The sequence below is a fragment of the Polaromonas sp. UC242_47 genome (assembly GCF_044452385.1).
In the GTDB taxonomy this organism is placed as follows: Bacteria; Pseudomonadota; Gammaproteobacteria; order Burkholderiales; family Burkholderiaceae_C; genus Polaromonas.
On record NZ_JBIOAO010000001.1, the window covers coordinates 2,185,201 to 2,209,929 of the forward strand.

The window sequence follows — 24,729 nt, forward strand, 5'->3', positions numbered from 1 at the left end:
GCGCTATGTCAGCGGCGATCGTGATCCCGGTCCCGGTTCTTGCCATGACCTCGGTCATCGTGTTTGTCCCAGTGCTTGTTGCCGTGCTTGTTGCCATGGTTGTCGCCTTGCTGCGGCCTGTAGCTTGGCCTGTTGTTGAACCCCGGCCGTGTATCACGGACCCAATAGCCCGGCTGGCGGTAATAACCATTGCCGCGATGCTCCCAGTGGTCGGGTGCCCAGCGGTAGCCATCGCGTTGCAACATGGGACGTCCACGTACCCAGATATAGCGATTGCCGGTCCATGCCCAGTAACCTGGTGCCCAGACCTGGCTGGGGGCGAGCATGGGCACGGGCTCGTATTGCAGCGGCGGCGGGGCGATACCGATGTTGATGCTGACTTGCGCCATCACCGGGGCGGCGACGGCACCTGCCAACAGGGTCGCGAGCAGGATTTTTTTGATCGGGTTGCTGATGCTCATGAAGGGCTCTCCTTGGTTGTTGATCTCAGTGTCCGGCGGGCTCGCAAACGGCATACCGCATGCTTTGTAAAGTTGCGTAGGGCGTCACGGCGGGTTTGTAAAGCTTTGTGGATGCTATCGATTCAATAGCATCTTGTGCGCGTGCGCGGGTCTTCATCAGGAGGATTCGTGCTGGATTCAAACTTCCCGGGCTTGGCCCAAGGCCATCGCGAGTTGGCTTTGAAGCGCCTCCCCGTGATGCATCACGGCTTTGGGTTGCGGTGCATGCGGCGGGATGTCTGGCGTCCGGGACTGGGGGCAACCGCTGAGGGCAAGCAGAACCAGAACAGCGGGCAGGGCGGTGAAAAGTGACTTCATGTCTTGCTCCCATCAAAGATAAAACGCAGGGCCAACCGGCACATCCGGGGAGGCCTACACCTACCGTAAATCCACGCACCCGCCTTGCCCAGAGGCTGGCAAGCCGCCCCTTTGTCAGTTCAGCACCCAAGCCCCTGTGATGGCGGTCCTACAGGGGCGGCTTCCGTCACCCGTGGTCTGAATGCAGGCTCGCCGTTGCTATTGAATGGATAGCTTCCTGCGTCCATGAATAAAGGGCTGTAGGCCAATTTCATTGCTATTTTTGGTGAGTGCTGAAGGCCTGGCAGGAAGCGCGTGGCAGAGCCTGACTAGCCGGTGTCCTACAGCTTTTGCGTTGCGGGCCGATCTAAGATGAAGCCCGTTCATTCACCTGGAGACAATCATGATGATGAGTTATCGCCACGGCTTTCGCGCTCTTCTGGCGGCTTCTGCCGCTGTGGTCCTGGTGGCTGGTTGCGGCATGATGCCGGGGCAGTCCAACCAGGTGACGTTCACGACGCAACTGCGCGGCGCCAACGAGGTGCCGGCGAATGCCAGCAACGCCAGCGGTCAGGTGGATGCGGTGTTGAACAAGGACACCAACTTGCTGCGCTGGCAACTGACGTATGCGGGCCTGAGCGGTCCGGCCACCGCCGCCCACTTTCACGGCCCGGCCCCAGTGGGCGCGAATGCCGGCGTCGTGGTGCCGTTTTCCAGCCCGGTGACCAGCCCGCAGTCCGGCCAGGCGACCTTGACGGCGGCGCAGGTCGCGGACCTGATGGCCGGCAGGTGGTACGCCAACGTGCACACGGCGCAGTTTCCGGGCGGCGAGATTCGCGGGCAGATGACCATGCGTAACTGAGTCACGCGCTAGGCTGCAGACAAAAGAACCGGGCTGATTGGCCCGGTTTTTTTTCGCCTGTCGCGACGCGCGATAGGTCCTACACCCACAGGGCCTGCCTGCCGACGTCGGCATTCTTCCCTGGCGTTTAAGGTGGGTCCTGACCATCAACACGCTGTTTGCCCGTATCTCTCCGCCATGGCCCGGACCGGGCCAGTCACCAAGGACTTCACCATGTCAACAAAACTCTCGACCTTGTTTGTTTCCGCCGTGCTGGCTGTCGCCGGCTCTGCCGCCCTGGCCCAGCCGGCGGCGATGGAGGACAAGTTGATCGAACGCGGGACCATTCCCGACACCACGCCGCAGCAGAAATACCGCACCGCCATCAACGAGGCGAACGGCGGCTACAAGGGTTACCTCGCCGAATGTGCGGCCATGGCGGTGGCTGAACGCAGCGCTTGCCGGCGTGATGCCAAAGCCTTGTATGACCGCGACATGGCGGCTGCCCGCGCGATCCTGAAAACCAAGTAAGTTGCTTTAGCTGGCCTCGGGCCGACCGGCCGACAACTGCTGAATTTTGTCGCGCGCCTCATCGCCTTCGGGAATTGGCTCGCCGCTGTCGCGCCACTGCACGGCGGCCTTGAAACCTTCGGCTTGGGCGTAACGGCGAAACCACAGGCCCTCCGGGTTGTGGCGGGTGATGCCGTCAAACACGGTGGCCATCATCTGGGTCTGCTCCAGGCCCATGGTCAGCATGACCTGGTTCACCACCATCTTGTGCATGGCCAGATGTGAGCGCGGCACGCCGGCTATACGCTGCGCAAGTTTCAGGGTCGCCGCCTCCAACTGGTCGATCGGCACACTTTCATTCGCCAGGCCCCAGTCGGCCGCCTTTTTGCCGTCTATGGTGTCGCCGGTAAACATCAGTTGTTTGGCGCGCGTGGCGCCCAGGCGGTAAGTCCACATTGCCGTGGTCGGGCAGCCCCAGACGCGGGTCGGCATGTAGCCTATACGGGCATCGTCAGCCATCACCAGCAAATCACAACACAGCGCAATGTCGCTGCCGCCGGCGGCTGCGTAACCATGGACCTTGGCAATCGTCGGTTTGGGGCTGCGCCACAGGCTCATGAAGTCTTCGGTGTTGCGTTTCATATAGGCGTAGTCGACCATCGGGTCCCATGGAAACTTCTCCTGCTGGCAGGGGTGGTCGATGTTGCCTTCGCCAAAGTGATTCAGGTCGTAACCGCCACAAAAGCCTTTGCCCGCGCCTTCCACAATGATCACGTGGACCTCGTCCTCGGCCGCCGCCCAGTCGATGGCGGCGCGGATCTCGCGCGGCATGGCATCGTTGATGGCATTGAGCCGCTCCGGCCGGTTGAGCAGCAGGCGGGCGATGCGGGGGTGGGCGGCATCCTTGTCGATGCGCAGGGTGCTGAAGGTGGGCATGGTCTTGTCTCCTGGTTTTTTTGATGAAAATCATCATAGCCAAGGACGAGCCAGGTGTTTCAACAGGGCGATGTGGATGTGATCTGGTTGCGGCCGCAACCAAGTTGCCTTATAGTTGTGCCCGCAACTAAATAAGCGGGTACCCATGACTTTCACTGCTTCCCCATTTCCGGACCACGTGCCTGTGCTGATCGCCGGCGGCGGTCCTGTCGGAATGACCCTGGCGGCCTTGCTGGCGCGTTACGGCATCGCCAGCCTGGTGATTGAAGCCGACGACGGCTACTGCGCCGGCAGCCGCGCCATCTGCATGTCGCGCCGCTCGCAGGAAATCCTGGGCTGGGTCGGCGCCGACCAGCCGCTGGTCGACAAAGGTTTGTCCTGGGTCGGCGGACGCAGCTACTTTCGCGACCGCGAAGTGCTGCATTTCCAGATGCCCAGCGAACCGACGCAGCGCTACGCGCCCATGGTCAACATCCAGCAGTTTTACGCCGAGGAGTTTGCGCACAAGGCGGCGCTGGCGCAAGGCGGCCGGGTCGATGTGCGCTGGTCCAGCAAGGTGATAGCCGTACGGCCGCAGGCAGACGGCGCGCAAGTGGATATCGAGGCCGTGGATGGCACACATACCGTGCAGGCCGACTGGGTGGTGGCCTGCGACGGCGGCCGCAGCACCGTGCGCGAACAACTTGGCTTACAGCTGGAAGGCACGCAATACGAAGGCAAATACGTGATTGTGGACGTCGTGCAAAAAACCAAACGTGCGGTGGAGCGCCTGGCCTGGTTTGACCCGCCGTCCAACCCGGGCTCCACCATCCTGATGCATCGTCAGCCCGACGATGTCTGGCGTATTGACTACCAGATTCGGGATGACGAAGACCCGGTGGAAGCCGTGAAGCCTGAGAACGTGTTGCCGCGTGTGCAAAGCCATTTGTCCATGATTGGCGAGAACGAGCCCTGGGAGCCGCTGTGGATTTCCATCTACAACGCCAAATGCCTCACGCTGTCCAGCTACCGCCATGGCCGTGTGTTGTTTGCCGGCGATGCCGGCCACCTGGTGCCGATTTTTGGCGTGCGCGGGCTCAATTCCGGCCTGGACGATGCCGGCAACCTGGCCTGGAAGCTGGCGCTGGTACAGCAGGGGCAGGCGGCCGACGCGCTGCTGGACAGTTACTCCAGCGAACGTGTGCAGGCCACACACGAGAACATCGCCTACGGTGCCAAGAGCACCGAATTCATGGCGCCGCCCGATTACGGCTTCAAGCTGCTGCGCGAGGCTGCACTGCGCCTGTGCACCGAAAACCCGGCCGTGAGTTCACTGGTCAACCCGCGCCAGTCCACCCCGGTCGAGTACCAAAATTCACCACTGAACCTGACGGCGCAAGAGGCTGGTTTCAAGGCGGGCGCCCGAGCCGGCATGCCAGCGCCTGAGGCTAAACTGCGCGCCGGCAACGGCGACCTGCACCTGACTTCCTGCTTCGGCGGAGAGTTTGTGCTGTTGCACTTTGCCAAGCAGCCCGGCTTGCCCGCGGCACTGCAGGCCTTGGCCACGCCGGATGTCACCGGCCCCGCTGCGCTCAAGGTGATCTGCATTGCGAGCCAGGGGCAAGCCAATGCCCACACGCTGATTGATGAACTCGGCCAGGCCCATGAGCGTTATGACGCAGAAGAGGGCACGCTGTACCTGGTGCGACCTGACGGTTATGTGATGGGGCGGTGGCGTGAAGGCAGTGCTGCAGACGTACAGGCAGCCCTGCGCCGCCTGGCCATTCACTCCGTCGCCCCTTGACGCTCCAGGAGACCCCTATGACCGACACCCAACTCGACCAAACCTATACCGCGCTGGCACAAGCCACGGCCCGCGTCGGTGAAGCCCAGGCGCCCTTGTTTCTGGCCACACTTTCCCTGGCGCTGCTGACGCGGCAAACGGATGCGGACCAAGCCCTGGCGCTGATTGCCCAAGCCGAGCGGCTGGCCAACACCTGATTTTTTTACACACACAGCCCATAACCTGGAGACACCATGCAACGCATTCCCACTCTTATCCGCCACTCGCTGACACTGCTGGCTTTTGCCGCGACCGCTGCTTCGGCGCAAAACTATCCGGTCAAACCGATTGAATGGGTGGTGCCTTACCCCGCTGGCGGCGGCTCCGATGTGGTGGCGCGTTCGCTGACCGAGGCCATGGGCCAGGCCCTGGGCCAGCCCATCATCATCAACAACAAGCCGGGGGCCGCCACCAACATTGGCGCCGACTATGTGGCCCATGCCAAGCCCGACGGCTACACGATTCTGACCGGCGACACAGCCACCTTGGCCGCCAACCCGGCGCTTTACGCCAAGCTCAGCTATAGCGCCGAAAAAGACCTGGCGCCCATCGGTTTGCTGGCCCGCTTTCCGATGATTCTGGTGGTCAATCCGGCCATTCCGGTGAAGAACCTGGCTGAATTCATGGCCTGGGCCAAGACGCAGAAGAGTGGCGTCAGCTACGCCACACCGGGTGCGGGCAGCCCGCACCACCTAGCCACCGAGCTGTTTCGCGGCACGACCGGTCTGAACCTGGTCCATGTGCCTTACCGGGGCGCAGCACCCGCGGTGCAGGATGTGGCGGGCGGCCAGTTGCCCTTCATGTTTGTCGATACGGCCAGCGGCATGGGCTTCATCAATGCCGGACGCCTGCGCGCCATAGGTATTGCCAGCCCGCAGCGCGTGAAAAACTTTGAAACCATTCCCACGCTGAACGAGCAAGGCCTCAAAGGTTTTGAAGCCTATGCCTGGCAGGGTCTGGCGGCCCCGGCCGGCACACCTGCCGACGTGATCGCCAAGCTGAACAAGACCCTGGTGGATGCCCTGAACTCCACCCCGGTGAAAGCGCGTTTCCAGGTCCTGGGCCTGGAGCCTACGCCGAGCACGCCGGCGCAGATGGGCAGTTATGCCAAGGCCGAGCGTGAAAAATGGGCGCAGGTGATTCGCACCAGCGGTATCAAGCTGGACTGAGCATGTTCAAGCTCGACCGGACCCTGACCTACCGCCTGCATTTGCTGCACAAGCTGACCGACCTGGAAAGTCAGCGCGCTTATGTGGCCGGGGCCGGGCTGTCCATGAGCGATGGCCGCTGCCTCACGGCCGTCGGCTCTTTTGCGCCCTTGTCCGTCAATGACCTGGCGCAAATGGCCAACCTGAACAAAGGGCAGGCCAGCCGCGCCGCCCAGTCGCTGGTGGACCAGGGGCTGGTGCGCAAGGCCGCCAGCCCGACCGACGGGCGCGGCGTGGTGCTCACGCTCACAGCCGAGGGCGATGCAACCTGGCGCCGTGCCATGGCCGTGGTGGACAGGCGTAACCACGAGATTTTTGGCGTGCTGAGTGCCACCGAACGAGAGCAGCTCAGCCGCTTGTTTGACCGCCTGATTGCGCAGGCACAGGCCAGTGACGACGAATGAATTTCACCTGCGGAGCGATTTGATGAACACAAGCACTTTGCGTTACCAGTCCGGTTTTGGTAACGAATTTGTCAGCGAAGCCGTAGCCGGCGCCTTGCCGGAAGGGCGCAACAGCCCGCAGCGCGCGCCGCATGATCTGTATACCGAGCTGCTGTCGGGCACGGCCTTTACCGCGCCGCGCGCCGAGAACCGCCGCACCTGGCTGTACCGGCGCCAGCCCTCGGTCGTGACCAGTGGCTACCAGCCTTATGTACAAGCCGGCTGGACCACGGGCGCCGCCGGCGGCGTGGTGGTGCCGCCGGATCCGCTGCGCTGGGCGCCGTTTGCAATTCCGACTGAGGCGCTGGATTTTGTCGACGGCATGCGCACCGTGGCTGCCAACGGCGACACCCACGGACAAACCGGCCTTGCCGCTCATGTTTACCTGGCCAACCGTTCCATGGTTCAGCGTGCCTTGGTCAACGCCGATGGCGAAATGCTGCTGGTGCCGCAGCAGGGCCGCTTGCGGCTGACCACCGAGCTGGGCTTGCTGGACGTCGCCCCGGGCGAAATCGCCGTGATCCCGCGCGGCATGGCTTTTAGCGTGGCCTTGCCCGATGGCCCCTCACGCGGTTATGTCTGCGAGAACTATGGCGCCGCTTTCCGCCTGCCCGAGTTGGGTCCAATTGGCTCCAACGGCCTGGCCAACGCGCGCGATTTTCTGGCCCCCACGGCGGCCTTTGAGACGAGCACAGGCGCTTACGAGATCGTCAAGAAGTTTGGCGGCCATTTCTGGGCCACGAGCCAGGCCCACACGCCTTTTAACGTGGTCGCCTGGCATGGCAACCTGGTGCCTTACAAATACAACACCGCGCATTTCATGACGATAGGCTCGATCAGCTACGACCATCCGGACCCGTCTATCTTCACGGTGCTGACCTCGCCCTCGGACACGGCCGGCACGGCCAACTGCGACTTTGTGATTTTTCCGCCGCGCTGGATGGTGGCCGAAAATACCTTCCGTCCACCCTGGTACCACCGCAACCTCATGAGCGAGTTCATGGGCCTGGTGTACGGCCAGTACGACGCCAAGCCCGAAGGTTTCAAACCCGGTGGCGCCTCGCTGCACAACTGCATGGTGCCGCACGGCCCCGACACCGAGGCCTTTGAAAAAGCCAGCAGCGCGGACCTGGCGCCGCACAAGCTGGACAACACGCTGGCCTTCATGTTTGAAAGCCGCTACACCTTCGTGCCCACCGCTTACGCCATGCAGGGCGGGGCGCTGGACAGCGCTTATGCCAATTGCTGGCAAGGCCTGAAAGACAACTTCAAAGAAACCCCATGATGAGCCCAAGCCTGACCCCCCTCGACTTCACCCACGATGCCGCGCTCAATTCGTGGGTCGCATCGGCCAACACGCCTGACAGCGATTTCCCCATCCAGAACCTGCCGCTGGGCGTGTTTCGCCGCGCCGGCAGCCAGGAAACGTTTCGCCCCGGCGTGGCGATTGGCGAGCAGATCGTGGACCTGCTGGCCGCGCGTGCCGCCGGCATTTTTCCCGCCGATGTGGCGGCCACGCTGGATGGTTGCGAGCGCGGCGAACTCAATACCTTCATGGCCCAGGGCCGCCCCGCCCGTGTCGCCCTGCGCCAGGCGTTGTCGCAAGCGCTGCGCGAAGGCAGCCGCCAGCAGGCCGCGCTGCAGCCCTGCCTGCTGCCGCAGGCCGAAGCCGAATACGCCGTGCCTTGCCGCATCGGCGACTACACCGATTTCTACACCGGCATCCACCACGCCACCACGGTCGGCAAGTTATTCCGTCCGGACCAGCCCCTGATGCCCAATTACAAATGGGTGCCCATCGGTTACCACGGCCGGGCGTCCTCGATTGCTGTGAGCGGCCAGACGTTTCCGCGCCCGCTGGGCCAGACCAAAGGTCCGAACGAGGAGGTGCCGCAGTTGCGCCCCAGCCAGCGGCTGGACTATGAGCTGGAGCTGGGTTTGTTGGTGGGGCAGGGCAATGCGCTCGGCGAGCCCATCGCTATTGACCGTGCCGAAGACCATGCCTTTGGGCTGGTGCTGCTCAATGACTGGTCGGCGCGCGATGTGCAGGCCTGGGAATACCAGCCGCTGGGCCCGTTTCTGGCGAAAAACTTTGCCAGCACGATTTCGCCCTGGATTGTGACCATGGAAGCGCTGGCGCCATTCCGTGCGCCTTTTGAACACCCAGCGACTGACCCTCAGCCGTTGCCTTACCTGGATTCGGCCAGCAACCGCCAACAGGGCGGGCTGGATGTGGAACTGGAGGTGCTGATAGAGACACAGGCCATGCGTGATGCCGGTCTGGCGCCGCAGCGCCTGTCGCAGTCCAGCTACCGCGACGCCTACTGGACGGTCGCGCAAATGCTGGCGCACCACACGGTCAACGGCTGCAACCTGCAGCCCGGCGACTTGCTGGGGTCCGGCACGCAGTCCGGCCCCAAGCCGGAACAAGCCGGCTCCCTGCTGGAGCTCACAGCGGGCGGCAAAAATCCGCTGACCTTGGCCAATGGCGAAACCCGCACCTTTTTGCAGGATGGCGACGCGATCATCTTGCGTGGTCACTGCGAGCGCAGCGGTTTCAGGCGCATAGGTTTTGGCGATTGCCGGGGCCAGGTGTTGGCCGCGCGCGGCTAGCGGCTGGGGCCAGCCTTCGGCTTGTGAAGGCCGGTGTCACTAGCGGGGTATTGATTTGCTACTGATTTGGTAGCTGCTTGCGCTTATGTCGCCTGGGCTGCAGGCCAATTTGATTGATGGGTTGGCGTTCTACTCCGTTCCGCTCCGGTGCCTCGCGTTGAGTTTCTGCCGGGGCGCGACCGGCAGCGTCAGAGCGCTTATCCGGCATTGACGGGCTTTAACAAGGCCTTTGGGATGCGCAAACCGCTTTAAAACCTTAAAATTACGGGTTATCCCCAAACCGTCCGCCTTATCCCGAGGCCTTTTTGACGGTTTTCAATGATTGCCCCATGAACGCCCCCGTTGACGTCTCCTTCTTTACGCGCGCCGCCAAACCGCTGACCAGCTACCGCAAGTACTGGGCGAGCCGCTTCGGCACGTCCAAGTTTTTGCCGATGAGCCGTGCCGAGATGGACGTGCTGGGCTGGGACAGTTGCGACATCATCGTGGTCACCGGCGACGCCTATGTGGACCACCCCAGTTTCGGCATGGCGGTCATAGGCCGTATGCTGGAAGCCCAGGGCTTTCGCGTCGGCATCATTGCGCAGCCCGACTGGCAAAGCGCCGACCCATTCAAGGCGCTGGGCAAACCGAATCTGTTTTTCGGCGTGACTGCCGGCAACATGGACTCGATGATCAACCGCTACACGGCGGACCGCAAGATCCGCAGTGACGACGCCTACACCCCCGGCGACATAGGCGGCAAACGCCCCGACCGCGCCGCGTTGGTGTATTCGCAGCGCTGCCGCGAAGCCTACAAAGACGTGCCCATCATCCTGGGCGGCATCGAAGGCTCGCTGCGCCGCATCGCGCATTACGACTACTGGTCCGACAAGGTGCGCCGCTCCGTCGTGATCGACGCCAAGTGTGATCTGCTGCTTTACGGCAACGCCGAACGTGCGATTGTCGAAATTGCCCACCGCCTCGCGGCCAAAGAACCGGTGGCCAGCATGACCGACATCCGCGGCACGGCCTTTATCCGCCGCAGCGGCGACGAAACCGCCCAGGGCTGGTTCGAGATCGACTCCACCAACGTGGACGCGCCGGGCCGGGTCGAAGCCCATGTGAATCCGTATCTGATGATTTCGGAGCAGGCCAAAGAGCAGGGCGCCACCTGCGCCCGCGAAGATGAGGCCGCCGAAGTTGCCGTCAAAGCCGAATCGGCCGGCTCGCCGGTGCTGACCAAGCTGCCGCAGGCCAACCCGGCCATCAAGCCGCTGACTTTTGTGCCCAACCCCAGCTTGTCCCACATGCAGGGCAAGATCAAGGTGCCGCCGCGCGACAAGTCGGTGATCCGCCTGCCGTCTTACGAGCAGGTCAAAAGCGATGCCGTTTTGTATGCCCACGCCAACCGCGTGTTGCACCTGGAAACCAACCCCGGCAACGCCCGTGCGCTGGTGCAGGCCCACGGCGAAGGCGCGACTGCGCGCGACGTGTGGATCACACCGCCGCCGATTCCGCTGACCACGGCCGAGATGGACTACGTGTTCGATCTGCCGTATGCCCGTTCACCGCACCCGGCCTACCAGGACGAAGCCGGCAGCCACGACGGCGCGACCAAAATCCCGGCTTGGGAAATGATTCGTTTCAGCGTCAACATCATGCGTGGCTGTTTTGGCGGCTGCACTTTCTGTTCGATCACCGAGCACGAAGGCCGCATCATCCAGAGCCGCTCGGAAGACTCGGTGATTCGCGAGATCGAAGCCATACGCGACACCGTCAAGGGGTTTACCGGCGCAATTTCCGACCTGGGCGGTCCGACCGCCAATATGTACCGCATCGGCTGCAAGTCACCCGAGATCGAGGCCGCCTGCCGCAAACCGAGTTGTGTCTATCCGGGCATCTGCTCGAATCTGAACACCGACCACAACCCGCTGATCAAGATGTACCGCCGCGCGCGGGCGCTCAAGGGCGTGAAGAAAATCCTGATCAGCTCCGGCCTGCGTTACGACCTGGCCGTGCAGTCGCCCGAATATGTGAAAGAGCTGGTCACGCACCACGTCGGCGGTTATCTCAAGATCGCGCCCGAACACACCGAGCAGGGTCCGCTGACCAAGATGATGAAACCCGGCATCGGCAGCTATGACAAGTTCAAGCAGATGTTCGAGAAGTACACGCTGGAAGCCGGCAAGAAGCAGTTTCTGATTCCCTACTTCATCGCCGCCCACCCCGGCACCAGCGACGAAGACATGATGAATCTGGCGATCTGGCTGAAGAAAAACGGCTTTCGTGCCGATCAGGTGCAGACCTTTTACCCGTCACCCATGGCCACGGCCACGACGATGTACCACACCAACAAAAACCCGCTGCGCAAAATCACGCGCGACAGCGAGACGGTGGACATCGTGCGCGGCGACAAACGCCGCCGCCTGCATAAGGCCTTTTTGCGTTACCACGATGCCAACAACTGGCCGCTGCTGCGTGAAGCACTCAAAGCCATGGGCCGCGCCGATTTGATAGGCAACGGCAAACACCATCTGATCCCGACCTTCCAGCCGCTGACCGATGGCGGCTACGTGAGCGCGCGCAAGAAAAACTCGACCACCGTGGCGCTCAAACCCGTCACACCGGTCAAGGGCCGCATCCTGACCCAGCACACCGGGCTGCCACCACGCGACAACGGTTCGGGAAAACCAGGCGGCAAACCCTTTGTGCGCAAGCCGCGCTGAGCGGGTCGTGTCATGCCGGGACGAATCCGGGATGACACAGCAGAAAAATCCTGGTGGCGCTGTTTTCCCGATTTTCTTAAGGAAAAAAGGCCTCCATCCCTTATTTCCCGGGCGCAAGCAGCTATCAAATAGGTAGCGATTCTGGCTTGCGTTTTCGTCGACACACCCCTCGCTTTATAGTGAGGCCATGCCCCAACACCGCACCCTGCTGCAACACACGGCCACCCTGACGGTGGAGCGTGTGGTGCTGCAAGCGCCGTACGCGTCCTGGAGCCCCAGCTACGAAGTGGCGACCCAGCGCCTGGTCTTGCCGGCCTGCGGCGCGACCGAGTTCCGTACGGACGCGGACACGATCTTGCTCGACGGCTTGACCGCCTTGTGCCTGCCCACCGGCGAGCGCTACCAAATGAAAGCCTGTGTCGATGCGCTGCGTGCCAGCATCGTGGTGAGTGCACCGCTGGGCGCCGACCATACCCTGCCGCCGCCCGCCGCCTGGCTGCTGACCGCACGCGCCTTGTGGCAACTGCGGCGGCATTGGCGCGCACTGGCGCAGGGTCGCCAGAGTGACGAGCCCACACAAGCATTGATACAAACCATGCTGCAGCAGGCAGCGCCTGCCGTGCGGGGGCAAGGGCGATCGACCGCCGCCGTGCAGCGGGCTCAGCGCTTCATGGTGGCGCGCACCGCGGCCACGGGCGCCATGCCCTGGACCTTGCACGAGGTGGCCGACGCGGCCTGTTGTTCCTTGTTCCACCTCGCGCGCGCCTTCCGGCGTCACACCGGCCTGAGCCTGCACGGCTACCGCCAGCGCCTGCGCCTGGCCACGGCCTTGCAGCGCCTGGAAGAGGGCGAGCGCGACCTCGCCGCGCTCGCGCATGAGCTGGGCTACAGCAGCCAGAGCCACCTGGGCGCGGCTTTTCTGAGTGAACTGGGTGTGACGCCGGCCCAGGCCAGGCGTGAACTCACAAGCGCAGGAATCTGATAGCCGCCAGGAGCCCGCAGCGCCAGACTGGCGGCATGAAGCACAACCTCGTAATTGGCCTGTTGGCCGCGCTGGCGGCCGCTCTGATCGGCTGCGGCTGGCAAATTGCCACGCGCCACGGCGTGACCACCTCGCTGGGGCCGCTGGAGCTGGCCGTGCTGCGTTATGGCGTGCCCGCGCTGGTGTTGTTGCCACTGCTTCTGAAAACCGGTTTGTTCCCGCCAGGCCTGCCGCGCACGCGACTCGGCGTGCTGGTGTTGGGTGGCGGCCTGCCGTTTGGCCTGCTGGTGCTGGCCGGCGCGCAGTGGGCACCGGCCAGCCACATGGGGGTGTTCCTGGCCGGCAGCGTGCCGCTGTTCACGGCGCTGGGCGCATGGCGGCTGCATGGCGAGCCTATCAGCGGCCCGCGCCTGGGCGGCTTGCTGTTGCTCGTGGCCGGCATGGCGGTGTTTGGCGCGGGCAGCCTGGCCGGCATGGCGCAGAGCTGGCGCGGCGATGTGTTGTTTGTGATGGCCGCCGGAGTCTGGGCGCTGTACACACTGGCCTTCCGCCGCAGCGGTCTGACGCCGTGGCAAGGTGTGGCGGTGGTCAACACCTGGTCCTGCCTGCTGCTCTTGCCGCTGCTGCTGGTCTGGGGCGCGCCGCGCCTTTTGAGCGCGCCATGGACCGAGGTAGCCTGGCAGGCGCTGGGGCAGGGCGTGGCGGCGGGCCTGCTGGGCCTGGTGACTTATATGATCGCCATTGCACGGCTGGGCGCGGCCAGTGCGTCGCTGTCCAGCGCGCTTGTACCCTTGACCACGGCCCTGGGCGCGGCCTGGCTGCTCGGCGAACCGTTGGGGGCCGGCACGCTGGCGGCCAGTGCCCTGGTGGCTTGCGGTGTGGCGCTGGCCAGCGGGGCTTTGTCTCGGCGTGTGGGGTCGGTCTGACTCAGGTGTTGGCCGGGTTTCTCAAGGAGAATAGGCCTCTGGCCCTTATCCTATGGTCGCAGCTAGCTATCAAGAATAGAGCGAAAATCACGCCGATTTGGATGGATTGAAGCCGTGGTTTCTGTGATCGTATTGTGGGTGTCGGCAGGCACGCGCCGACTGTCCCCGGATCAGCATCAAGGCTGGACCGCGGCGATAGACCCGATAAATTGCGCCGAGCGGCAAAAGCTGCAATGAAAGTCCGTGTAGTTGTAGCCGTTGGCCAGCAGCAGGGCGATGACCTGGCTCAAGGTCATGTCGCTGGTAAAGCGCCGGTTTCGGATGGTGACGATGTCTTTGGCGCCGTTTTGATAATCCATCATGAGCTCGACATCGTCATAAGACATGTCATTGCGCTCACCCCAGTAATTGGACCAACTGCCTCCTGCACAACCTTCATTGGTGTGCTGGATCTTGCTGAGCACGTAGTTGGTGCAGTTCCGATTCCCCGCGACGGTTTGCGCCGGAAGGGCGGTTCCCATCAGGATGCGCGTGAGTGTCGTGGTGTAGTGGTGGTCACGTGCGGTGGCGCCATACACCGCACCAAACCTGCGGCTGCCGTTTTGGTAGATTTGCGGGGCATTGTGGGGAACATAGAAGTGCACGTTTTTGTTGGCGGGGACGCGGAAGGCGACGCCCCGGCTGTTGCCGAAGAAGAACTGCTCACCGTGCGCTTCAATCAAGCAGGACGTGTTGACCTGCAGGCCATTGTTGCTGGAGAAGACGTACAGGCGTCCACCGACATCGCGTTTTGCGTAAGGCATGAAGGGATACTCCCTGGCTTGTTTGCTGAATGTCGACCCATTGAGGGGCCACCCTCCAGAAAGTATGAATGGGCGCCGGCGCAGGGTCTAGGCAAGAAAATCACAGCTTTGCGAGCATCACAGCGCGGGCTGATGATTTCGACTTACACCGCACCCACTTATCGCGGCGCCATAGAAAAAAGCGGAGGCAAGCCATGCCGAACGATGAACAGAAAATCCTGATCCAGCGCGCGTTAGCTGGGCCCAGTGCGATTTGAGTGTGAGCCTGTACAGGTCTTCCGTCAGTAATATGGTGATGCTATTGTTTTAGTAGCTTCTTGCGCTTATGGGTAAAGGGCTGCAGCTCAATTTTTCTTGAGAATTTGAGTCGAGCAGGGCACCGGTTGGTGCGGCCCCGGGTGAAGCTCACACATGAGGACATGTCGCGGCTTGTCCCAGGCTGCTCCTTGGTCGGCCGACCTTGGCTATGATGCAGGCCCAGCTTTCTCTCTACCGTCACGCGGCCCTGTCCTGGCTTGCTGCCAGGCTGCGCCTGTTCTGCATGCCCTACGGCATACGTCCACCTGTTGATGCTCCCTTTCATGGCGACACAGCCTTGCACCCAGTGCGTGGCGGGAGAAGCTTTTTTTACACGTACCTGCTAATTGATTTACCAACCATGAACATCACGGTCAACGAAGACTTACTTGCCTACATCGATCCGCTGACCCCTGACGAACACCAGGCCCTGGAGCGCAGCCTGCTGAGCGAGGGCTGCCGCGATGCCCTGGTCTTGTGGGGCGACGTGTTGGTGGACGGGCACAACCGTTACGGCATCTGTACCAAACACGGCATTCCTTTCAACACCGTGCAACACAGCCAGTTCAAGTCCCTGGACGACGTCCACCTGTGGATGATTGACCAGCACCTGGGGCGTCGCAGCGTCTCTGACTTTCAGCGCGGCGTGCTGGCCCTGCGTAAAAAAGACATTCTGGCTACGCGCGAGCAATCCGCGCCAGAAGTGAGTGCGGTGCCCGCCGATGGTTCACCGCCCTGGGATGAGGGCAACAGCCCCGAGCCTTCGACGGCAGCCGCCGCCACGCCCGTCGCCGAATCAGCGCTGAGCCGCGAAGCCATGGCCAAGGCCGCGCGGGTCAGCAGCAACACCATCAGCCAGATTGAAAAGATTCAGAAGTCGGCCGCGCCGGAACTGGTGGCGGCGGTGAAGTCCGGCACGATCTCCATCAACGCGGCCGCCACCGTGGCGTCGCTGCCGGTGGAGGAGCAAGTGGCGGCCGTGGCCGGCGGCCGAAAGGAATTGCAACAGGCCGCACGCCAGGTTCGCGCCGCCAAGGCCGTGGCACGTACCGAGCCCGACACGCCCGAAGGTGTGATCGCCCGGCTCAAACAAACCATCACGGAGCTCAGTGCGGAAAATGCTGCGCTCAAGGCGAAGTTGGCGGAACTGAGCGCCTGATCAGCAGGCTCATTCCAGCGGCCGGTCGAGTGAGCGACTTTCCTTGAGCACGCGCCTCAAGGTGTGCTGCAGTTCGTCGTTGGAAGTTTGCGCCTTCACCAACCCGGCGTCGACGCGTGCGCTCTGGGCCCAATCGATCTCTGTGGCCGAGAAAACCACCACGGGCGGTGATGGGTTCAGTGCCTCGATGTCGGCCAGCAAATCCCAACCCGAGCCTTCTGCCAACGCGAGGTCGAGAAAGATCAGGGCAAAGCGTCGGGCTTGCAGGCAGGCGCGTGCATCCTGCAGCGTGGCCGCAAATTCAAAGATCGCGAAGTCCTGCGCAATGGCTTGGGTGATGCGTTGTATATCCAGGTCGTCCTCGATATGCAAAATTCTGGGCTTGCCCTCGGCCATGCCGTTTATGGCGCGCCGCAAGCTCAGGATGAGCAGGTTTTCGTCGATCGGATTGTCCAGCCAGTCCGACACGGACAGCGTCCGGTTATTGGCCAGCATCTCTTTTTCGCCGGCTTTGGCAGAGACCACGACGATGGGCAGATCACGTGTGCTTTCCTGCTGGCGCAGCGTACAAATCAGTGTGATGCCATCCTGGTCGGGCAGCTTCAGATCCACCGTCATTGCGGCATAGGGGGTTTACGCCAGATAAGCCTGCGCCTGCGCTGCGCTGTAGGCCATGTCGGCGTCAAAACCGCCTTTGTCCAGCATCATGCAGATCAGGCGTGCGATGTCACGGTCGTCTTCGCAGATGAGGACCCGGGGTCGGGCCGCGGGCATGTGCTATGGCGGGGACGGCCGCAGCCGGCAAGCCTTTCCATTGGGGCAATTCAATGAAAAAAGTACTGCCTGCACCCGCTTCGGTTTGAAAACCAATGCTGCCGCCCAGGCGCTCGACGATGGCTTGTGAAATGTTCAGGCCCAGCCCGGTGCCGCCGTTCTGGCGCGTGTCGGATGAATCCGCCTGGGAAAATTTCTGGAAGATGCGCTTGCGAAATTCCAGGGGGATACCCGGCCCGTGATCACGCACTTCGATCCGTACCTTGGTGCCCGGGAGTGACACATGAACTTCCACTGCCCCTCCGAATGGTGAGAACTTGATGGCATTGGACAGCAGGTTAGTGATGACCTGCATCAAGCGGTCGCTGTCCACGTGGACCTGTACCTTGTCGTTGGGGGCATGCAGGCTCAAGCCCACCTTGTGCGCGGCGCCAAAACCTTCGTTGGCCACCAGCGCCTGCGCCAGCAAGAGCTTGAGATCCACGGCCTGCAGATCCAGTTTCATTTTGCCCGATTCAATTTTCTCGATGTCAAGGATGTCGTTGACCAGGCGGATCAAACGCTCGCAGTTGGTCTTGGCAATACCCACCAGCGTCTTGACGGCCTCCGGGAGCTGGCCGGCCACACCGCCCGCGATCAGGCCCAATGAACCGCGTATGGATGTGAGCGGCGTGCGCAATTCGTGGCTGACCGTGGAGACGAACTCGCTTTTCATGCGGTCGATGCGCTTGAGCTCGGTGATGTCGGTGCCCAGCCCATAAAACCCCACGACCCGGCCTTCTTCACCGCCATCGCCATAACGCGGGAAATAGTTGATGACAAAGTCCCTGTTCCCGCCTCGCGGGGTTTTCTGGATGCGCTCGTAAACCACCGGGTAGCCGGACAGTGCGTGCTCCACCTGCGGGCGCACTGTTTCATGGAATTTTTCTCCCAGGACTTCCCACAGGGTTTTCCCGTCGATCTGCCCGGCCGTCAGGCCAATGGCCTCTTCATAGGCCCGGTTGTGAAAGCGAAAACGCTGATCGGCATCGATATAGGTGATCCAGGCCGGCACGGCGTCCGTGATCTCGCGCAGCTGTACTTCGCTGGCGCGCAATGCCTCGGCAACCCGGCGCATTTCGGTGTCGTCACGGCCGGTGCCACGGTAGCCGGTGAAGCGTCCCGAAGCATCAAAAATCGGCACGCCGCTGACGCTCTCGTAACGAATCTCGCCGTCGGGGTAACGCAGAGTGATTTGAAAGTCGCGAAAAACTTCGTGCCGTTCAAGCTGGGCTTTGTGCGCTGCCCAGACGCTGTCGTCCATGTTCACGTGGTCCAGCTCCCAGCGTGTCATGCCGATTACCTTGTCCCTTGTAAATCTCGCCATGCCAGGTGTTTCGCCCGACACCTGGACAAAGCGGAAGTTTTCATCCTGCTCCCAAAACCAGTCGGAAGACAAGGCGGTCAGCGCACGAAACCGCTCTTCGCTTTCGCGTACCGTTCGCTCCGAGCGGACCAGCTGGCGCACCACCGGCGTCACCATGAAATTCAGCAGCAGCATGCCGACGATCGCTAGCACAGCCAGCAGGGGCAGGATATACCTGAGCTGGGCGAAGATGGGGGCGTACAGTTCCTGTTGGTCAATCTTAAGCACCATCCCGAATCCGGAGGACGCCACGGGCACATAGGTCGCCACGACCTGCTCACGCCGGTAGTCCCTGGCGACGATGATGCCGGTATTGCCGAGCAGGGCGTAGTTCATCGGCAGGGCTTTGCCCTCGACGATACGGGCAACACGCTTGAACTCCACGCCGGAAACCCGCCCCAGGAAGCAGTCCATGTCCTTGCCACCGTCTTCCAGCGGCGCGCAGAGGGCAAATTCGGCGGTTTGGCCGATGGCCCCCACTTCGCTAAAGACACGGGTCAACAGCGGCAGGCTGGTCTCCGTCATGACCTCGCCCACGCGAAGGCCCTTTGGGTCGAGGATCTGCAGGTGCGACTGGACAACGAATTTTCCGTTCCACAGCAGGAAGGCGTTGTCTTTTTTGCTCAGCGCGACCTGGCGCTCATCTTTCTGGGAAAAACGGCCGGCGCGGGCCACTTCACGGCCGCGCGCGTCGTAAAAAGACAGGCCGTCAAAGCCGGTAGGCAGAAATGAGGTGGCGGCCCGCTGCATCGCGAGTGTTGCTGCGGCATCGTCAGGTGTGGACTCAAGCGTCTGGAGGCTTTGAACCAGGAAGGGGCGGGTGGCCACGGTACGCGCATCCGCCAGGGCCTGGTGGGTCTGGCTTTCAAACAGGAGGACATTGCTTTGCAGTGCCGCCTGAAGGCTGCGGCTGAGAACGGACTCTGTCTGCCGTTCCATGACGGCAAACACGGCGATGCCTGCCGCCAGGTTTGCCGCCAAAAGGATAAGCCCCCCGATAAGGCTGATCCGGCGGTCCTGAGACATTGAAAACAAGGTGCGCTCTCTCCGTGGTGGGAGTTTGATTATCCAGCACCGCCGCCATGACATCCCTCCTTGGCGCGCGAAACTTTGTCAGGAATAGCGCCGCTTTTGTGCTTTCGGCTTCGCTGCGTGCACCCGGGGCGGCCTGTCTGTGCAATGGCTTCCTACCGGCCTTGCCACACCAGCCACGCCCCGAGCGCCAGCAGCCCCCCCATGAACCATGCACGAAAGCTCTCCTGGCTCAGCTCGTCACGCAGGCGCTGACCCAGCCACATGCCCAGCATGGCGGGCAACAGCATCAGCAGCGACTGTGTGGCCGAGCCGGTATTGAAATGCCGGCTGCTCGCCAGCGCCCCCGCCAGCGCGAGGGTAGAGACGGCGAAGGACAGACCCAGCGCCTGGGCCATCTCGTTTTTCTTCAGCCCCAGCGCCTGGAGGTAAGGCACGGCCGGCAGCACAAACACGCCGGTGGCTGCCGTCAGCAGGCCGGTCAGCGTGCCGACCACGCCCGACACACCCGCTTCGTGCTGCGCTTTCGGTTGCGGCAGTCGCAGGCCCGCCAGCCCGGCCAACGCGTAAACCACCAGGCACAGGCCCAGCCACACCATCGCGTTGCCCGCCGGCGCCGACATCCAGCCGCGACCCAGCCACACGCCGACGCAGACGCCGGACAGCATCGGCCACAGCCGCCGTGCCAGCGCCCGCAGGTGGCCGCCGCGCGCCATCTGCCACAGGTTGGTGACCAGCGAAGGCAACACCAGCAGCGCCGCGCCTTCGGCCACCGGCATCATCAGGCCCAGCAAGCCCATGGCCACCGTCGGCAGGCCCATGCCCAGCACGCCCTTGATACCGCCCGCCGCGAAGAAAACAAAACTCACCACCATGAACTCGTGGGCGTTGGGAACGAACATATGTGCTCCTGAAATAATGAGTGTTGAGTCTGGCCTGGTGTCCTCGTGATGACTATCTGTCTTTGCTTGAGGTAGGCTCAGTGCTGTCTATAGCCACGGGTGACATGTGATGCGTTTCGACTGGACCGACCTTCAGCTTTTTGTGCACGCCTGCGAAGCCGGCAGCATGACGGCCGCCGCAGGACGCTCACACCTCACACTGGCAGCCTCCAGCGCGCGGCTGCGTGGCATGGAAGACCAGGCCGGCGTGGCGCTGCTGCTGCGCCACTCGCGCGGGGTGCGGCCCACGGCAGCCGGCGAGGCGCTGCTGCGCCACGCCCACGCCGTGCTGGCGCAGATGACGCAGTTGCGCGGCGAACTTGCGCTGCATGGCCGCGGCGCGCTCGGGAAAATCCATCTGATGTGCAACACCTCGGCCCTGGTGCATCACCTGCCGCCGCTGCTTGCCGGCTTCCTTCAGCAGCACCCGTCCATCGACATCGTGGTCGAAGAAAGCGCCAGCCCCTTGACCGTGCAGGCGGTCAGGCAGGGCGCGACCGACCTGGGCATTGCTTCGGATGCAGAAGACATGACCGGGCTGCAAACAGCCTTTTTCTGCAAGGACCCGCTGGTGCTCGTGCTGCCGCGCGGGCATGCGTTGGCGCGCAACCGCTTTGTGGCTTTTGAACAAGTGCTCGATCTTGAGCTGGTGGGGTACAGCGCTTCCAGTGCCTTGCACACCTACCTGAGCCTGCAGGCGGCACAGCTGGGCAAGCCCATGCGGGTTCGTGCCAATCTTGGCAGCTTTGAGGCGATGTGTACCTTGGTGGAGCAGGGCGTGGGCGCGGCGGTGGTGCCGGCTGCGGTGTTGGGGACGGGCGTGGGCGGCAGACGGTTGACTGTGCGGCCCTTGTCGGATGCTTGGGCCAAGCGGTCGCTGGTGGTGTGTGCTCCGGTGGATTTGCAGGACTCACAGCCGGCTGGGCGGCTATTTCACTTCCTAAAACCCGCTGTGCGTGGCGGGTAAGCCGCCATAAGTAGATGTTCGTTGAGTTGGAATTGCTGAGTTGGATATCGGCTTGCTTCATCTAAGGATTTTTATATGAATGATTTTTCACAGCAGCAATTTGGAGCGTTCTTCTCGGCGATATCAGCGTGGCGAGCCGCATACCGCCGAGCACGATTGCATTTCTTCGCTGTTCGGCAAAACGATGTGCTTTCGATTATTTCGGCAAGAATATATCTGGACGTTGGAGAGCCTGAAGAGGTTAAGCCGCATTTTTGTGCAGGTTATCTCGAGGTGGGCTAATGGGATATCCCACAAGCAGAGTTATCTGTCGAAGATGCTATCTTGGCTCTGCTCGGAGATGATGGGTTGCACATCGAAGGAATTGGTCGATTGAGGCTAGTTAGTGACGCTGCGAATGAAATCTTTATCTCGCCACCGACATTGCTTCACCCAGAGGGTCTGAATAGCGGAAACCGGCTGGCCGTACTTGCGTTGGCAGGGGCGCACTGGGGGGAATGGGTGCGACAGCCTGAAAGCGACTGGTCACTCAAAGCAAACTCCACTCCGTATGACTCCGTTCAAGAACTTTGTTACGAGTATGAACTTGGTGCTTTGCGCGGCGATCGGTCGTTGATTGAGGTGGTAGCGAGAACTGCGGTTCAAGTGCTTGCGCGATCCGAAGTCAAAGGAACATCCGCAGAGCTAGGGATTTGGATGGCAAATGGGCTTGATCGGAAAAAAGCGAGGATTGGTTTCCGTGTACTCCACAAAGGCAGTGTGTTGAAGCGAGGAGCGGCGTCTGGGAATGATTTGGACTGGCAAGAGGAGAGTCTTGCTGACATTGGTACGACAAAGCTGGCGATCCCCGCGGGAGCACTCGTGCAATGCATCGCGTCCTATGACGGGCACGCTCATCAGCTGCAGTGGCGTGCAGATCCGAACATTTTTCAAAATCCCCGAGCTGCGGTCTTATCCATAGTCGATCAGAGTCAGCAGACTATTCGAGGGTATCTACAGCCTGAGCTTCCTCCAAGGAACAGAGCCGCAGATGATTTTGAAGCGGCTATTGGATGGTTATTGTGGGCGCTTGGGTTTTCCACGGCGACTTTCGGTGTCAACGCGAAGACGCGCGATGCATTCGATACGGTTGCCATCACTCCCAACGGTGATTTCGTTGTTGTCGAATGCACGTTGGGACTGTTGCGGGCGGATAGCAAGCTATCTAAGCTGTCCGCTCGCGCGGCAAGTTTGCGGGAAACACTCGGCGCATCCAACATGAAGCATCTTCGTATATTGCCGGTGATCGTTACAGCGATGACAGCAGAGCAAGTCAACGCAGATTTAGCTCAAGCTGAACAGATAGGTGTCTTAGTTGTGACCAAGGAGAACTTGGACAAAGTTTTCGACGAACTACTTCGTTATCCAGATGCGAATAGCTTGTTTGAAAGAGCACTGATATCGGTAGAGAACAAGCGAATTGCGCGCCAACCTCAGAAGGTCGTTTCTACTACTGCTGTGCCGGGGGTTGCTTTCGAGTAGTTCCTTAGCGGGTAAAATCTTGCGCATGCATCTCCAACTCTCCCCCCCTTCCGTCTAACTCGCACTGCACCCGGCTCACGCCGGGTCGCGCATGCGGCCGCGCTTGTTCTGCTGACAAGGAACAACAGCGCGCGGCCATGAGTTGACGCGCCTGCCTGCCTTTTCTTCACTGGCTGCAAACAGCCTTGCAGCAGGCGCACGGATGGAGAAATTTTTTCATGAATACCCGAACATCGGCCGCTCTGGCCTGGGGTGGCGTCCTGCTTGCGGGCGTCTTGTGGGGCGTGGGCGCGCTGGTTGCCCAGTCTGTGATGGAGGACGGCGGCATGTCGCCGTTCAGTCTGTCTCTGGCGCGGTTCGCGCTGGGCTTGCCGCTGTTGTGGTGGTGGCATTGGCAGCAAAGCGCGAGGGCACCCGCCGCCGGCCGATGGCGGCATTTGCCCTGGCGCGAGCGGATGCTGATCGTGGGAACCGGCCTGGCCATGGCGATGAACGTCAGCTGCTGGTTCATGGGTGTCAGCTACATAGGCGCAGCCTTGCCCACCGTCATTTCGATTTGCTGTGCGCCTGTGATGGTGGCGCTGCTCTCGGTGCTGCGCGGCTATGAACGCGCCAGTGGTCGGTTGCTCGCAGCCCTGCTGCTGGCGCTGGCCGGTGTCGCCTTGATCGTGGTTCCGACGCAGGCCCTGGCCTTGCCGCTCGACTACGTGGCCGGCTTGCTGTGGTCGTTTGCCTCGGCGGCCTTGTATTCGCTGGTGGTGCTGGGCAATGCACGCATGCCGGCCCATGTGCCGGCGGTCAGTGCCTCGGCCTGGGGCATGGCGGTGGCGGCGTTGCTGATGTTGGTCCTGGCCAGCGCACAAGGCCTGAGCTGGCCGCAAGGCAGCACCGCTTGGCTGCAGGTGGCTTACACCGGCGTGGCCACCACCTCGATCGCCTATCTGGCTTTTGCCTGGGGCGCGCGCCGCCTGTCACCGACAGCGACAGTGGTGGGCACGCTGATTGAACCGTTGGTGGCGGCCCTGGCCGCCGCGTGGTGGTTGGCCGAACCGCTGACGGCGCGGCAAGGTGTGGGCGCTTTGTTGTTGGGGGCGGCGATGTTGTTGCTGGCGCGGCGACGCTGAGCCTGAGGATGTGAAACCAGTGTTTACGCGGTAACGGCAAGCAATGAAAAGTCCTATCATCCGGCCATGTTGGAAACATGGCATATCGACGTAGCACCAAGCTCGCAAGCACTGCCTGCAAGCTCGGTGTCCCTGTTGCTGGAGGCCCCGCACAACGAAGAGCCTGCGGCCAAGATGCTGGACTTTCTGAACGTCATGATGCCGGTGCACTACCTGTCCCTGGTCGAATACGTCAACCAGGGCGGTGTGGCTGCGCCTGCGCTGGTGGAAGGCCATGCCAGCAACCGGCAGTTGAGCCAGGTCACGGCCGACTGTTTCTCGCGCTACCGCAAGCACTTCTGGCGCGAAGACCAGGGTACCCAGATTGCCCAGCACCTGAACCGTAGCCATAGCGCCTCGACGCCGGTCACGGCCCTGCATTTTAGTGCCGGGGACATTCTGGTGGATTCCTGGCGCACCGATATCTACGACCGTGCCAACCTGGCCGATCGCCTGAGTTTTTTCTATTCACCGACGCCCGGTTCAGCCTACGCCATCAACCTGTACCGAGACAATGCACAAGGCCCGTTCCAGTCCAGCGAAATCCAGCGCCTGCTGGGCGTGGCGCCGCTGCTCAGGCAAACCCACAGCGGGGCGCTGCGCAGCGTACCGGCGCAGGCCGAAGGGCAGGCGCTGGAGTCACGTATCGCCAGGGCCGAGGCGATCTTGCGTCGCAAGGCGCCCGAGCTATCGCCGCGTGAGCTGGCTGTTTGCGCCCGCATTGCCTGCGGCATCAGCGCGGACGGCATTGCGGCCGACCTGGACGTGGCGCCTTCCACGGTGATCACGCTGCGCAAGCGCGCCTACGCCAAGTTCGCTGGTCGCGGCATCACGGCTAGCCGACTGCAACTGGCCGAACTGGTCCGCCGCTAAGACAACCC

General features: G+C 62.2%; 24 protein-coding genes. 17 read left to right on the plus strand and 7 right to left on the minus strand.

Translation table 11 applies throughout. The features are described 5' to 3' along the window. Nucleotides 1-8: 8 nt before the first annotated feature. Nucleotides 9-461: a hypothetical protein gene (locus ACHMXK_RS10725; protein WP_397440151.1), complete on the minus strand. Its 453-nt coding sequence runs from the start codon at nucleotides 459-461 to the stop codon at nucleotides 9-11. Nucleotides 462-1,203: 742 nt separating this feature from the next. Between ACHMXK_RS10725 and ACHMXK_RS10730 the strand changes: the two genes are divergently transcribed. Both ACHMXK_RS10730 and ACHMXK_RS10735 read left to right on the plus strand, forming a co-directional pair. Further along, nucleotides 1,204-1,659: a CHRD domain-containing protein gene (locus ACHMXK_RS10730; protein WP_397442500.1), complete on the plus strand. Its 456-nt coding sequence runs from the start codon at nucleotides 1,204-1,206 to the stop codon at nucleotides 1,657-1,659. 213 nt (nucleotides 1,660-1,872) lie between these two features. Next, nucleotides 1,873-2,169 (plus strand): hypothetical protein, encoded by a 297-nt coding sequence (locus ACHMXK_RS10735; protein WP_397440153.1) that lies wholly within the window; start codon nucleotides 1,873-1,875, stop codon nucleotides 2,167-2,169. Between the two features lie 6 nt (nucleotides 2,170-2,175). Here ACHMXK_RS10735 and ACHMXK_RS10740 read toward each other — a convergent pair whose 3' ends face one another. Next, nucleotides 2,176-3,084: a crotonase/enoyl-CoA hydratase family protein gene (locus ACHMXK_RS10740; RefSeq protein WP_397440154.1), complete on the minus strand. Its 909-nt coding sequence runs from the start codon at nucleotides 3,082-3,084 to the stop codon at nucleotides 2,176-2,178. A 145-nt stretch (nucleotides 3,085-3,229) separates the two neighbouring features. Between ACHMXK_RS10740 and ACHMXK_RS10745 the strand changes: the two genes are divergently transcribed. The 9 genes from ACHMXK_RS10745 to ACHMXK_RS10785 all read left to right on the plus strand — a co-directional run bounded on the left by ACHMXK_RS10745 (nucleotide 3,230) and on the right by ACHMXK_RS10785 (nucleotide 13,786). Beyond that, a complete protein-coding gene (locus ACHMXK_RS10745; protein ID WP_397440156.1) occupies nucleotides 3,230-4,867 on the plus strand; it encodes an FAD-dependent oxidoreductase in 1,638 nt (545 codons plus the stop codon). A gap of 17 nt (nucleotides 4,868-4,884) precedes the next feature. Next, nucleotides 4,885-5,064, plus strand: a complete 180-nt coding sequence (locus ACHMXK_RS10750) for a hypothetical protein (protein WP_397440158.1) — start codon at nucleotides 4,885-4,887, stop codon at nucleotides 5,062-5,064. Between the two features lie 36 nt (nucleotides 5,065-5,100). After that, complete coding sequence (locus tag ACHMXK_RS10755) at nucleotides 5,101-6,075, plus strand: Bug family tripartite tricarboxylate transporter substrate binding protein (protein ID WP_397440160.1); 975 nt, start codon at nucleotides 5,101-5,103, stop codon at nucleotides 6,073-6,075. A gap of 2 nt (nucleotides 6,076-6,077) precedes the next feature. Then, nucleotides 6,078-6,518 carry a MarR family winged helix-turn-helix transcriptional regulator gene (locus tag ACHMXK_RS10760; RefSeq protein ID WP_397440162.1) on the plus strand — a complete coding sequence of 147 codons (441 nt, stop codon included), beginning with the start codon at nucleotides 6,078-6,080 and terminating at the stop codon, nucleotides 6,516-6,518. A gap of 22 nt (nucleotides 6,519-6,540) precedes the next feature. Then, nucleotides 6,541-7,842 carry a homogentisate 1,2-dioxygenase gene (gene hmgA, locus ACHMXK_RS10765; RefSeq protein ID WP_397440164.1) on the plus strand — a complete coding sequence of 434 codons (1,302 nt, stop codon included), beginning with the start codon at nucleotides 6,541-6,543 and terminating at the stop codon, nucleotides 7,840-7,842. After that, the gene (gene fahA, locus ACHMXK_RS10770) at nucleotides 7,842-9,170 is read left to right on the plus strand and encodes a fumarylacetoacetase (protein WP_397440165.1); all 1,329 of its coding nucleotides are present in this window, start codon (nucleotides 7,842-7,844) and stop codon (nucleotides 9,168-9,170) included. The genes hmgA and fahA overlap by 1 nt, the downstream gene beginning before the upstream one ends. 329 nt (nucleotides 9,171-9,499) lie before the next feature. Further along, nucleotides 9,500-11,878, plus strand: coding sequence for a YgiQ family radical SAM protein (locus ACHMXK_RS10775; protein WP_397440167.1), 2,379 nt, complete (start codon nucleotides 9,500-9,502; stop codon nucleotides 11,876-11,878). A gap of 187 nt (nucleotides 11,879-12,065) precedes the next feature. Beyond that, nucleotides 12,066-12,860 carry a helix-turn-helix transcriptional regulator gene (locus ACHMXK_RS10780; RefSeq protein WP_397440169.1) on the plus strand — a complete coding sequence of 265 codons (795 nt, stop codon included), beginning with the start codon at nucleotides 12,066-12,068 and terminating at the stop codon, nucleotides 12,858-12,860. Between the two features lie 35 nt (nucleotides 12,861-12,895). After that, nucleotides 12,896-13,786, plus strand: a complete 891-nt coding sequence (locus tag ACHMXK_RS10785; RefSeq protein WP_397440171.1) for a DMT family transporter — start codon at nucleotides 12,896-12,898, stop codon at nucleotides 13,784-13,786. 176 nt (nucleotides 13,787-13,962) lie between these two features. On the opposite strand, the gene ACHMXK_RS10790 is transcribed toward ACHMXK_RS10785, so the two are convergent. Next, nucleotides 13,963-14,589, minus strand: a complete 627-nt coding sequence (locus tag ACHMXK_RS10790; protein ID WP_397440173.1) for a putative adhesin — start codon at nucleotides 14,587-14,589, stop codon at nucleotides 13,963-13,965. 658 nt (nucleotides 14,590-15,247) lie between these two features. Here ACHMXK_RS10790 and ACHMXK_RS10795 point away from each other — a divergent pair. Beyond that, nucleotides 15,248-16,045: a hypothetical protein gene (locus ACHMXK_RS10795; protein WP_397440174.1), complete on the plus strand. Its 798-nt coding sequence runs from the start codon at nucleotides 15,248-15,250 to the stop codon at nucleotides 16,043-16,045. A 9-nt stretch (nucleotides 16,046-16,054) separates the two neighbouring features. Here ACHMXK_RS10795 and ACHMXK_RS10800 read toward each other — a convergent pair whose 3' ends face one another. The 4 genes from ACHMXK_RS10800 to ACHMXK_RS10815 form a co-directional block, all read right to left on the minus strand. Beyond that, entirely contained in the window at nucleotides 16,055-16,663 is a 609-nt protein-coding gene (locus ACHMXK_RS10800) for a response regulator (RefSeq protein ID WP_397440176.1), read from the minus strand. 15 nt (nucleotides 16,664-16,678) lie between these two features. Continuing rightward, complete coding sequence (locus ACHMXK_RS10805) at nucleotides 16,679-16,819, minus strand: hypothetical protein (protein ID WP_397440178.1); 141 nt, start codon at nucleotides 16,817-16,819, stop codon at nucleotides 16,679-16,681. Then, a complete protein-coding gene (locus ACHMXK_RS10810) occupies nucleotides 16,773-19,163 on the minus strand; it encodes an ATP-binding protein (protein WP_397440180.1) in 2,391 nt (796 codons plus the stop codon). Before ACHMXK_RS10810 ends, ACHMXK_RS10805 begins: the two co-directional genes overlap by 47 nt. 248 nt (nucleotides 19,164-19,411) lie before the next feature. After that, on the minus strand, nucleotides 19,412-20,158 hold the full coding sequence (locus ACHMXK_RS10815; RefSeq protein ID WP_397440182.1) for a sulfite exporter TauE/SafE family protein: 747 nt from the start codon (nucleotides 20,156-20,158) through the stop codon (nucleotides 19,412-19,414). A 109-nt stretch (nucleotides 20,159-20,267) separates the two neighbouring features. Here ACHMXK_RS10815 and ACHMXK_RS10820 point away from each other — a divergent pair, with 109 nt between their 5' ends. From ACHMXK_RS10820 to ACHMXK_RS10840, 5 genes are all read left to right on the plus strand, one after another. Continuing rightward, the gene (locus tag ACHMXK_RS10820) at nucleotides 20,268-21,164 is read left to right on the plus strand and encodes a LysR substrate-binding domain-containing protein (RefSeq protein ID WP_397440184.1); all 897 of its coding nucleotides are present in this window, start codon (nucleotides 20,268-20,270) and stop codon (nucleotides 21,162-21,164) included. 75 nt (nucleotides 21,165-21,239) lie between these two features. Then, a complete protein-coding gene (locus ACHMXK_RS10825) occupies nucleotides 21,240-21,446 on the plus strand; it encodes a hypothetical protein (protein ID WP_397440186.1) in 207 nt (68 codons plus the stop codon). A gap of 42 nt (nucleotides 21,447-21,488) precedes the next feature. Next, nucleotides 21,489-22,685, plus strand: coding sequence for a hypothetical protein (locus tag ACHMXK_RS10830; RefSeq protein WP_397440187.1), 1,197 nt, complete (start codon nucleotides 21,489-21,491; stop codon nucleotides 22,683-22,685). A 218-nt stretch (nucleotides 22,686-22,903) separates the two neighbouring features. Continuing rightward, a complete protein-coding gene (locus ACHMXK_RS10835) occupies nucleotides 22,904-23,809 on the plus strand; it encodes a DMT family transporter (protein WP_397440189.1) in 906 nt (301 codons plus the stop codon). A gap of 66 nt (nucleotides 23,810-23,875) precedes the next feature. Continuing rightward, nucleotides 23,876-24,721: a LuxR C-terminal-related transcriptional regulator gene (locus tag ACHMXK_RS10840; RefSeq protein WP_397440191.1), complete on the plus strand. Its 846-nt coding sequence runs from the start codon at nucleotides 23,876-23,878 to the stop codon at nucleotides 24,719-24,721. Nucleotides 24,722-24,729: the final 8 nt, after the last annotated feature.

What these genes read in the sequence shown, in the direction of transcription:
- ACHMXK_RS10725 (WP_397440151.1), bottom strand. Translation starts at nt 461, where the DNA reads ATGAGCATCAGCAACCCGATCAAAAAAATCCTGCTCGCGACCCTGTTG.
- ACHMXK_RS10730 (WP_397442500.1), top strand. Translation starts at nt 1,204, where the DNA reads ATGATGAGTTATCGCCACGGCTTTCGCGCTCTTCTGGCGGCTTCTGCC.
- ACHMXK_RS10735 (WP_397440153.1), top strand. Translation starts at nt 1,873, where the DNA reads ATGTCAACAAAACTCTCGACCTTGTTTGTTTCCGCCGTGCTGGCTGTC.
- ACHMXK_RS10740 (WP_397440154.1), bottom strand. Translation starts at nt 3,084, where the DNA reads ATGCCCACCTTCAGCACCCTGCGCATCGACAAGGATGCCGCCCACCCC.
- ACHMXK_RS10745 (WP_397440156.1), top strand. Translation starts at nt 3,230, where the DNA reads ATGACTTTCACTGCTTCCCCATTTCCGGACCACGTGCCTGTGCTGATC.
- ACHMXK_RS10750 (WP_397440158.1), top strand. Translation starts at nt 4,885, where the DNA reads ATGACCGACACCCAACTCGACCAAACCTATACCGCGCTGGCACAAGCC.
- ACHMXK_RS10755 (WP_397440160.1), top strand. Translation starts at nt 5,101, where the DNA reads ATGCAACGCATTCCCACTCTTATCCGCCACTCGCTGACACTGCTGGCT.
- ACHMXK_RS10760 (WP_397440162.1), top strand. Translation starts at nt 6,078, where the DNA reads ATGTTCAAGCTCGACCGGACCCTGACCTACCGCCTGCATTTGCTGCAC.
- hmgA (WP_397440164.1), top strand. Translation starts at nt 6,541, where the DNA reads ATGAACACAAGCACTTTGCGTTACCAGTCCGGTTTTGGTAACGAATTT.
- fahA (WP_397440165.1), top strand. Translation starts at nt 7,842, where the DNA reads ATGAGCCCAAGCCTGACCCCCCTCGACTTCACCCACGATGCCGCGCTC.
- ACHMXK_RS10775 (WP_397440167.1), top strand. Translation starts at nt 9,500, where the DNA reads ATGAACGCCCCCGTTGACGTCTCCTTCTTTACGCGCGCCGCCAAACCG.
- ACHMXK_RS10780 (WP_397440169.1), top strand. Translation starts at nt 12,066, where the DNA reads ATGCCCCAACACCGCACCCTGCTGCAACACACGGCCACCCTGACGGTG.
- ACHMXK_RS10785 (WP_397440171.1), top strand. Translation starts at nt 12,896, where the DNA reads ATGAAGCACAACCTCGTAATTGGCCTGTTGGCCGCGCTGGCGGCCGCT.
- ACHMXK_RS10790 (WP_397440173.1), bottom strand. Translation starts at nt 14,589, where the DNA reads ATGCCTTACGCAAAACGCGATGTCGGTGGACGCCTGTACGTCTTCTCC.
- ACHMXK_RS10795 (WP_397440174.1), top strand. Translation starts at nt 15,248, where the DNA reads ATGAACATCACGGTCAACGAAGACTTACTTGCCTACATCGATCCGCTG.
- ACHMXK_RS10800 (WP_397440176.1), bottom strand. Translation starts at nt 16,663, where the DNA reads ATGACGGTGGATCTGAAGCTGCCCGACCAGGATGGCATCACACTGATT.
- ACHMXK_RS10805 (WP_397440178.1), bottom strand. Translation starts at nt 16,819, where the DNA reads ATGCCCGCGGCCCGACCCCGGGTCCTCATCTGCGAAGACGACCGTGAC.
- ACHMXK_RS10810 (WP_397440180.1), bottom strand. Translation starts at nt 19,163, where the DNA reads ATGGAACGGCAGACAGAGTCCGTTCTCAGCCGCAGCCTTCAGGCGGCA.
- ACHMXK_RS10815 (WP_397440182.1), bottom strand. Translation starts at nt 20,158, where the DNA reads ATGTTCGTTCCCAACGCCCACGAGTTCATGGTGGTGAGTTTTGTTTTC.
- ACHMXK_RS10820 (WP_397440184.1), top strand. Translation starts at nt 20,268, where the DNA reads ATGCGTTTCGACTGGACCGACCTTCAGCTTTTTGTGCACGCCTGCGAA.
- ACHMXK_RS10825 (WP_397440186.1), top strand. Translation starts at nt 21,240, where the DNA reads ATGAATGATTTTTCACAGCAGCAATTTGGAGCGTTCTTCTCGGCGATA.
- ACHMXK_RS10835 (WP_397440189.1), top strand. Translation starts at nt 22,904, where the DNA reads ATGAATACCCGAACATCGGCCGCTCTGGCCTGGGGTGGCGTCCTGCTT.
- ACHMXK_RS10840 (WP_397440191.1), top strand. Translation starts at nt 23,876, where the DNA reads ATGTTGGAAACATGGCATATCGACGTAGCACCAAGCTCGCAAGCACTG.